This is a genomic window from Xanthomonas sp. D-36-1 (assembly GCF_017746155.1).
In the GTDB taxonomy this organism is placed as follows: domain Bacteria; phylum Pseudomonadota; class Gammaproteobacteria; order Xanthomonadales; family Xanthomonadaceae; genus Xanthomonas; species Xanthomonas cissicola.
The window spans coordinates 49,338-58,056 of record NZ_JAGHWR010000062.1; the positions used below are offsets into that span (position 1 = coordinate 49,338).

Genomic DNA, 8,719 nt, shown 5'->3' on the forward strand with positions numbered 1-8,719 from the left:
GTTACTTCCATTTGGTGATGGTGATGCGGGTGCCCTTGCCGGCTGCGCTATCGAGCACGAAATCGTCCACCAGCCGCCGGCTGCCGGACAGTCCCAGCCCCAGGCCACCGCCGGAGGTCCAGCCGTCGGTCAAGGCCAGTTCCAGGTCTGCAATGCCCGGTCCCTGGTCGCGGAACGTCAGCTGCACGCCCCTGCGGATGCCGCTTTCAACCAGTGTCCAGTCCATGTCGCCGCCACCGCCGTAGATCACGGTATTGCGCGCCAGTTCGCTGGCCGCGGTGACCAGCTTGGTTTGATCGACCAACCGCAGCCCGCATTGCACCACCAGTTTGCGCACGGTCTGCCGCGCCAGCACCACATCCTGCTCGGTGCGCACCGGTTGCGAGCCGGCCGTCATGGAGCCGCATCGGGTTGCTGCAGCAGGCGCATGCCGCGCTCGACATCGAGCGCAGTGCGCACCGACGGCAAGGTCAGCCCCAACTCCACCAGGGTGATCGCCACCGCCGGCTGCATGCCCACCACCACGGTTTGTGCGCCCATCAGCGTCGCCAGCCCGGAGATGGTGCTGATCATGCGCCCGATGAACGAATCGACGATATCCAGCGCGGAAATGTCGATCAACACGCCGCGCGCAGAGGTGGCGCTGATCTTCTCGGACAGATCGTCTTGCAGCTGCAGCGCCAGCTGGTCGTGCATGTCCACCTGGATGGTGACCAGCAACAGATGGCCCATCCGCAGGATCGGAATACGCTCCATGTCAGTCCGCCTTGCTGACGGCCACGCCGGTGCGCTTGAGCGCCAGCGCCAACGCATCGGCCAGGTTGGCCTTGGTCACGATCCCCTGCAGGTCCAGGCCCAGATGCACGATGGTCTGCGCAATCTGCGGGCGCACGCCGCTGATGATGGCGTCGGCCCCCATCAGCCGGATCGCGGTCACGGTCTTGAGCAGATGCTGCGCCACCAGGGTGTCCACGGTTGGCACGCCGGTGATGTCGATGATGGCGATTTCCGAGCCGGTATCGACAATGCGCTGCAGCAGCGATTCCATCACCACCTGAGTGCGCTGCGAATCCAGTGTGCCGATCATCGGCAGCGCCAGCACGCCCTCCCACAGCTTCACCACCGGGGTGGACAGCTCCAGCATCTCTTCCTGCTGACGCACGATGATGTCTTCGCGGGTCTTCTGGAAAACCTTTACGGTGTACAAGCCCAGGCGGTCGAGCAATTCCGACAACGCCCACAACTGCTGCCCCAGTTCTTCCGGGCGACTGGCGTATTGGCGCTGGACCAGCGCAAACAACACGCGCTTGAGCGAAAAGATGAAGTTGGCGGTTTCCTGCGAATCGAAACCACGCGTGGCGCGGTCGCGCGAGAGATTTTCCAGGAAGCGGCGCACCTCGCTCCATTCGGCACTGTCCAGGCTGCTACCGTCGTGCTTCAACGACGCCACCAGCAAGCGCAGGAATTCGCCGGCCTGCGCTTCGAATTCCTGCCGCGACAGACGCGCATCGCTGCCCAGGCTGGACTCCAACCATGCGGCCAACAACGCGTGTTCCTGCTCACCAATCGCATCGATCGAGCGCTGCTGCAATGCCACCATGAGATCACCCACCAAAAGAAAAGAGGTTGGGCATGCGGGCTGGACTGCGCCCTGACCGACGCGGCGCCCCCACGCCGATGCGTAGCAGAATAAAGCAATTCAGATTGGCCAACCAGCGAGCCAACCTGTAGCAGTTATCCGGGCCCACGAGCGCAGTGTGGCATTGCCGCGCACATGCCGAACGTGCGCCGGTCCACGCCTGCGGACATACGCTGCGCCATCGCGCGCGCAAGGCAGAACGCCACCGGTCAGCGCGCCATCACCCTCGGTCCTGGCGATGGCCGATAAAAGCCACCTGTCTGCGTCATGAGCACGCGGCGATGCCCTCCGATCGGCATTGCCATTGCCATGGCGGGTTCCATCACGACGATGGAGACCAACCAGGACCACGCGCCGCAGAAACGGCAGTAGTGTAGCGCTGCGCCTTGCGCTTGCACGCAGGGCATGCACTTAAGTCATCGCCTTGCCGAAGGTGTGGCGGCATGCCATCAGCGGGAGGGTGTGCCGGCATGATGCCGCCGCGTTACGGAAAAGCAACGAGCGCGCTCTCGGCACCGGATGCAGCCCCGCGCATCCGGCGTGGCGCCCGAACGCACGCCACGATCGCCAATGCCCAATCCCACACCCGGCGACAAACGCCGCCCGATCACGCCGACCGCTGTCCTACAGCCCGTAGCGCTCCACTGCATCCAAATGCGGCTGCGGATCCTGGCCGCAGGCTTCGGCAAGCCGCAGCCAGCACATCGCGTGCGGCCACTGCGCTGTCGCTGCGAGCAAGGCGCGGTGCAGTTCGAGCGGCGCAACCCCTTCCGGCAGGGCCACGGTGAATAGCACTCCAGGCAGCCCCGAAGCGGCCTGTTCAGGATCGAAGCTGTCCGGGTCTTCCGGGTCGATCAACCGATAGTCGTCGCGACTGTGCAGCCACAGCTTCCAACCACGCGCCTGGATCTCTTCGCGCAACGCATTGATGGCTTCTTCGCCGGGATGCACGCCGTCGACCAGCCAGCTGCTCGCATAGCCGCCGGCCTGCAGCACATGCACCTGGGCGTAGGTCGGCACGAAACGCTCGCGCTCTGCCTCATCTTCCGGCGGCGGATACAGCAGTTCGGCGTCGAACACCACCCAGTCGCCAACATGCTGGCGCCGATGTGCGGGCGCATTTTCGACGATGCGTGCAGTGACCGGGCCGGTGCGGCGCGCGTAGTACTCCGCCGCTTCGCCATCGTCGATGCAACGCACGATCATCCATCCCCAGGTCTCTTCGACCACGCCGCTGGCGCTACTCAGCTCCATGCCGATCGCCTGCGCAGACGCACGCACCGCATCCCAATCCTGCGCCGCGCTGGCCGCCGTCATGTGGTCCCAATGCGCAGAGCGCGGCTCTTCCAGCAGCTCGGCGAGTTGCCGGTAGACCGCGGCGGCCTCTGCAAACCGGCCGGCGTTGAGGTACATGCGCGCCAGCAGCCCACGCGCACCATGCGAGCCGGGTGACAGTTCCAGCAGTGCGGTGCAGGCCTGCTCCAGCGCCGGCCAATCGGCCAGCCGCTGCGCCAGCTGCGCCTCGCACCACAACGCCGCCACCGGCACCTGTGGGCGATACAGCTGCGCCAACCGGCGCAGACCTGCTTCGTCGCCGCGGCCGAGCAACAGATTCATCAGACGGAACGTGGGGCTGGTTTCGCGATCGGCATGCCGCTGCACGAATGACCACAGCAGTGCGATGGCTTCTTCGTCGGCCGCACAGGCGCTCAGGGCCGATGCGGTGGTGTCGACAAGCTCGGCATCGTCCGGACACTGCGCAACGGCCTGCAGCAGCCACTGCGCTTCGCGCTCGGGATTGCGCACGACATCCTCGCCTTGCGCGTTCAACCATTCCAGCAGGTGTGCGGCCGGTGCCGGCGCGGGCTCACCCGCAGGCGCTGCATCGATGCGCGCGGACAGACCATCCAGCAACTGCGTTGCGCCGCGGTCGTGACGCAGCTTGGGCAGATGCGCACGCGCAAGCGCCAGGTGCCGGCGCGCGGTCCACACCGCGCCGCGCTGCAGTGCCAGCCCGATCGCAAGCTCGGCCGCCTCGATCAGGATGCGATGCGCGCCAACCTGCGCGTAATGATCGAGCATCTGCTGCACGCGGCTGCCCAGGTCCCAGCTATTGCGCTCGGGCGCGCGCGCCACCAGCACCGCCACCGCACGCAGCCAGTGCAGGCGATAACGCGGCGCAATCTCGCGCCATGGCAGCAGCGCTTCCATGGCCTCGTCATCGCGCTGCAACAGCGCCAACGCGCGCGCTTTCTGCAGCCGGCGCGGCTGGCTGCAATTGGCCCACTCGGCGCCTTCGCGCGCGGCGTCGCGTTCGCGCTGTTCCACCAGCGCCAGCGCGTCCTGCGCACGCCCAAGCGCGAGCAGGATCGAGATGCGCATGTCCGGCACGCCGTCGTAGATTTCACCGCCATGCGCCAGGATGGTCCGCGACTGCTGCTCCAGGTACTGCAGCGCCGCGTCACCGCGCCCGTCGTCGAGCAATGCGTCGGCTTTTTCGCAGCTCAGGCACTGGTAACACGACCAGCTCGGGTCGATGCGCCCCAGGGTTTCATCGCACACCTCGATGCGTTCTTCCACCCAGCCCGGGCCATCGATGTTGGCGTAACACGCGGCCAGATCCTGGGTCACGCAGACCGATTGCGGGCACTCCACTGCGTCGGCGCGATGCGCACGCTCGAACAGCGCCACCGCATCGCCCAGCGCACGCTCGCCTTCGCACAGATTGCCGACCCGGTTCCGCATTTCCCAATGCCCGACGAACACCTCCAGCCACGGGTTGGCCAGCGTCTTGCCCAGCGCACGCGCCTCCGGCAACAAGGCCTCGGCGCGGTCGATCTGCAGATCGCAGATGTGGTCGGTCAGCCGCGTCAGCAGCTGCGCATTTTGCGGCTGGCCGGCTTCGCCCAGATCGTCCTGCAGCTTTTCTACCCAGTTCCAGATTTCCATCGTGTCGCTCCTGCGATGCGGCGCTCAGCGCGCCAGCAATTGGGTCACGGTCCCGGCGAAATCGCCGAAGGCCTTGTTGAGATCGGAAACGCCCGATTCGGTGCTGCCCGCCTGCGGCTGCGTGCGCCCTTGCGCCGAGACGATCACCTTGAGCGCGCGCAGCAAGCGTGCCGCCACCGCTGCCTGTGGGTTGCCTGCGCGCTGCGCGTCCAGCAAGGCCTGCAGCGCCGGATTATCCAGATTCAGATACAGCCGCTGGGTCTGCCGCGCTTCGATGCGCGCGGTGAACTGCCGCGCCAGGCGCAACGCGGCGGTGGACACGCGCTTGTCGTTCTCGTCCTGCTCCAGGCGGCGTTTGAGCTCGGCCTCGCGGTCGGGCACTACCACCAACGGCAGTTCCTGCGGACTGAAACGCGCAGGCACCAGCGCTTCGCCATCGCCCAAATGCTGTTCCAGCCAGGCAAGTTCGTCGGCCGGCAGCGTATCCAGGTGGAACAGCTGGCGGTTGCCCTGCTCGGTGCCCAGCTCGACCAGACGCACCCCCTTGGCCTGCGCCCAGCGCCGCAGAAACGGCACGACCGCATACCGGTTGCCATAGGCGACCGGCACGCCCATCGCGCGGAACAGCATTTCTTCGAAACCGCTGTCGCTATCGAGGATCACGTGCACCGCACCGCGCGATGGCAATTGCTGCGCCGGCAGATCGCCTTGCGACGTCGGTACCCGCACGTGTTCCAGCAGTAACTCGAACAGGCGCTCATCGCACAACGCGGCGCCCAGCAGGGCTTCGTTATGCCGCAGCAGGATGCGTCGCCATGCCTCCGGTTGCTGACGCGCCACATCGGCCAGGCCCTGCACCAAGGCCTCGGACAAGGCGTGCTGCACCGCGCTGTAGACCGTATCGCGCTGCAGATCCTCGCGGCTTGCGGTAGGGGTCAACCGATTGGATTCGATCACCCCACCGATGAAGCCCGCCCACGGCGGCAGCAGTTCGCGCGCGTTGTCATCCAGCAACATGCCGCGCAGGAACACCGAGAGATTGCGGTTGTCGCTGGTGCCGTAGGTCGCGCCGTCCTGCACCCACAGCAGGCCGACCGCATCGCTGCCCTCTTCCGCACGTACCGGCATGCAGCACAACGGCTCGAAATTGCGCTCGAAGCGCGCGGCGAACTCGCGTTGACGGCGCCAGGCCTGCACCGGATGCAGCGGTGCGGCGTCCTGTACGCGCCATGGCGGCGGCTCGGGATTGATCGGCTGCGTCGCAGCGCCGATCCAGATCGGCTCGCGCAACAGCGCGCAATAGCGCGACAGAATCTCGCGCAGCCGTCCTTCCTGAGCCAACGACAGATAATCGCTGTGCAATTCCAGCACCACCTCGGTGCCCACCTGCGCACGCGCAGGAATCGGGCTGACCGTGTACTGCTCGGCGTTGCTGGAGATGTAGCAATGGCCCAGCGTGGGGGACTGGTAGGAGGTGGTGCGCACGGTCACCCGCCGCGCCAGCACGAAGGCAGACAAGAAGCCCAGCCCGAACATGCCGATCAGGCCGCTGTCCTCGTGGCCGCCCTGGCGCAGCCCGCGCGTATATCCCACGCCCACGGTAGCCAGGTAGTCGTGGATCTCCTGCTGGGTCAGCCCGGCACCGGTATCGACGATGCGCACGATGCCCTGCGCGGCATCGGCATGCACCTCGATGCGCGATTCGCCGTGCCAATCGGGTTGTTCCAGACGACGACGCAGGATGGAATCGTGCGCGTTCTGCACCAGCTCGCGCAGCGCCACCAACGGGGTGGAATATAGGTGCTTGCTGAGGACCGCCATCAGTCCATTGAGATCGACGCCTGCCCGGCGGATCTGCGAGGCGTCGGTCGCCCCGGGAGTGGGATCTTGCATGATCGGTCGTCGTTTCCTTGGCGACGACGCCCATCCTCGGACGCGTCCCCCTGGGTGCCAGTGCCAGCCGGAAAGGATAGCCGGAACCCACATTGCACGCACGTCTCAGTTTGGCCCCTGCCCTCCTTTGCGCACAGCGACGCGCACTGCACCGCGTCGGGTTGACCCGCCACGGATCGGTAGCGCTACCAATCCGTGGGTTGTGGAAATTACCGCTGCAAGGTCTCCATCGGCGCTTCATTGAAGTGCTGGCGATAGCCCTTGGCCAAGGCGGAACGACTACCGACGCCCCAACGACTGGCAGCCTGCAACACACTGCCGCAGCCGCCTTCGGCCAGCAGTTCGTCGCGGATGCTTTGCATCCGGTAACGGCGCAGCACCTGCGTCGGCGATAGCCCGGTAGCCGACTTGAAGGCTTGCTGCAGCGCGCGCCCGGTGACTCCGATCTGTGCGGCCACTTCGTTGATCGACAGATCCGAGCGATGCGCATTGGTGATCATGTAGCTGTAGGCGCGTCGATACTTGGCCGGCAACCGGGCGGAGATATCGTCGCTGACGTGGGCCGGGGTCCCGCTTTCCAGCAAGCGCGGCGCTTGCACTTCGCTGCGCAGGCACTGCACCGCGTCCAGCGCGTAGCGGTTGTAGAGCAACAACGCTTGTTCGGTGCGCCCCATCGCCTGGCTGATCTTGGCCTGGCAGTACTCGAACTCCAGATTCCAGCGCGGCGCATGATGCCGACCGGCGCCGGCCAGCGCACGCTCGGCAAGATCGGCACGGCCCACCGCCAATGCCGCCAGCGCCAGCTCCACCTGTGCGTCCTGACGCGCGCACGGCGGGCAGCCGGTGGCCGCGGCCGGCAATGCGTCGATCTGCGCGTCGAAGCCGAAAGTGTCGCCGCCGGCAATGCGCAGCAGGCTGCGCACATGCCGCATGCGCTGCGCCAGCACCGGCATGCTCTCTGCCAGATCGGCGATGCAGGCGCGCAGGTCGCTGGGCTCGAAGGCATGCGCGGCATCTTCCTGGCGCAGCGTGGCTTGCCAGAACACATGGTCGCTCATGCGATCGGAGCGACGGATACGCAGCTGCGCAATCATGTCCAGACGCAGCGCGTTGGCGATCCGCAGCCATTCCGACGCCCCGCTCTCCAGGTCGGCCAGCACTTCGCTGGCGCGCTCCAGGGTTTGCAAGGCCAACGTACTCTGGCCCAGATGGAAGTGGGTCAGCGACTTGCCCAGCAGGCTCTCGCCGCACAGGCTGGGCGACGTTTCGCGGTCCATTGCCAACTGCGCAAAGCAATTCAACGCCGCGCTCAGGCGCCGCTGACTCAGCATCAACCAGGCGGTGTTCCTGCACGACAGCAGGCGCAATTGGCGCTGATGCCCGCGCATTGCCTTCAAGGCCTGACGATACGCATCTTCGGCCTCTTCCTGATATTCCAGGATCAGCAACGCATCGCCGCTGGCACCGAACAAACTGACCTCATCATCGGCGCCATCCACAGCGCCCTGTCCGTCGCGTCGCTGTTGGAGATGTTGCAGTCCCTGTGGCCAAGCACCAACCAGCATCCTGCTCGTATACGTAGGAAGACGTTCTGCGTAAGACAACGCAGAGATCGCTGCAAAGTAGGTGGAAAGGATCATGCCGGTCTCTCTCTTTGGGGGGGCGGAGCAAAAGACAACAGGCGCCGAACTCGCTGGCGCAAACGATTGTATGCAGCGGATCCAATAGAATTTCTCTCTGAAAGCCATCGAAAAAATCAAAAAATCTCACTCTGTCAAACATCCATGTGATGCGTTTTCTCTCGGCCCAAGGCGCAGTTGCGCACCGTCGACGTTGCCGTACGCCAGACATTTCGCGCCATCCGGTCGAGTATTGATGTCGCCGGTGTACGCCAATATCCAACGCACAGTCGGACAACGTCTGCGAACGCGCTGCGTCCATGCGCGTGGATGGCTGTCGGCGATGACCAAGGCGATGCCCGGTGACTGTACGGACACGTATGCGCAAGCGCATTTGATAGAGAAAAGCGGACCTGACACGAGGGCAAATCGCTGCAGACCTATTCCAGTCACGCGTGATCACACGACCAATCGCAATAGGTTGGTCTAGACCTCGGCGGACCGATGTCTCCGGTCACGCGTGTCGGTCCATGCCTACCTCGCTGCCGCATGACGTGCATATAGCGATTGCATTCGGACCAGACATGCCCGCTATGTAAGGTAATCCCCCCGCCCATTA

The 8,719-nt window shown here is 65.3% G+C and carries 6 protein-coding genes; all 6 read right to left on the reverse strand.

Translation table 11 applies throughout. The features are described from left to right. Position 1 precedes the first annotated feature (1 nt). Positions 2 to 397, reverse strand: a complete 396-nt coding sequence (locus J7367_RS16530) for an anti-sigma regulatory factor (protein ID WP_007967498.1) — start codon at positions 395 to 397, stop codon at positions 2 to 4. Next, positions 394 to 756, reverse strand: a complete 363-nt coding sequence (locus J7367_RS16535; protein WP_003484273.1) for an STAS domain-containing protein — start codon at positions 754 to 756, stop codon at positions 394 to 396. Before J7367_RS16535 ends, J7367_RS16530 begins: the two co-directional genes overlap by 4 nt. Position 757: 1 nt before the next feature. Further along, positions 758 to 1,600 carry an STAS domain-containing protein gene (locus J7367_RS16540; RefSeq protein WP_007967499.1) on the reverse strand — a complete coding sequence of 281 codons (843 nt, stop codon included), beginning with the start codon at positions 1,598 to 1,600 and terminating at the stop codon, positions 758 to 760. 663 nt (positions 1,601 to 2,263) lie between these two features. Next, complete coding sequence (locus J7367_RS16545; protein WP_057662631.1) at positions 2,264 to 4,588, reverse strand: hypothetical protein; 2,325 nt, start codon at positions 4,586 to 4,588, stop codon at positions 2,264 to 2,266. A 24-nt stretch (positions 4,589 to 4,612) separates the two neighbouring features. Next, complete coding sequence (locus J7367_RS16550; protein ID WP_057662635.1) at positions 4,613 to 6,481, reverse strand: ATP-binding protein; 1,869 nt, start codon at positions 6,479 to 6,481, stop codon at positions 4,613 to 4,615. A gap of 209 nt (positions 6,482 to 6,690) precedes the next feature. Beyond that, positions 6,691 to 8,046 (reverse strand): helix-turn-helix transcriptional regulator, encoded by a 1,356-nt coding sequence (locus J7367_RS16555; RefSeq protein WP_170913494.1) that lies wholly within the window; start codon positions 8,044 to 8,046, stop codon positions 6,691 to 6,693. Between the last annotated feature and the right edge of the window lie 673 nt (positions 8,047 to 8,719).